The 423-nt window shown below is 50.6% G+C and carries 1 protein-coding gene; it reads right to left on the bottom strand.

Annotation, left to right across the window (positions count from 1 at the left end; translation table 11 throughout):
* Positions 1–182: 182 nt before the first annotated feature.
* A partial coding sequence (locus AC5ZG1_RS44480; protein ID WP_496136582.1) for a hypothetical protein occupies positions 183–423 on the bottom strand: 241 nt, incomplete at its 5' end.

Genomic DNA, 423 nt, shown 5'->3' on the forward strand with positions numbered 1-423 from the left:
TTTCCACTCGACGTGTCATCAAGCATAGGTTCACGGCCCAGTTCCGCTTTTTTGTTTCTTCTGGCATTGCTTACGACTCGGTGCATGAAATACTCGTCGTGTTGCTGGGGGCGCCATCCGTCATATAAGGGGCTGCGCGAGGTGTCGGATAACGCGGCTGTTTTTGACTTAAACCGGCCAGGCTAATTAGTTCCCGCCAAGCCTAAAACTATGAAAATCAACATAGCGGAGGTCACTACTACGAAAGAAGGTCCGGCGATAAAGAACTTCTCTTTTGGCTTCATCAACACGCAATCATCATCACCTCCGCGATCGGCCCAGTAGGCCTCGGGCCCGAAATCCTCGGTGAAATTGAAGCCGTTTCTACTGTAGAAGATGATCGACCTGATGAACCAATACCAGTAGTAGGCGCAAAATGGCCCC

The sequence above is a fragment of the Bradyrhizobium sp. Leo78 genome (assembly GCF_059512425.1).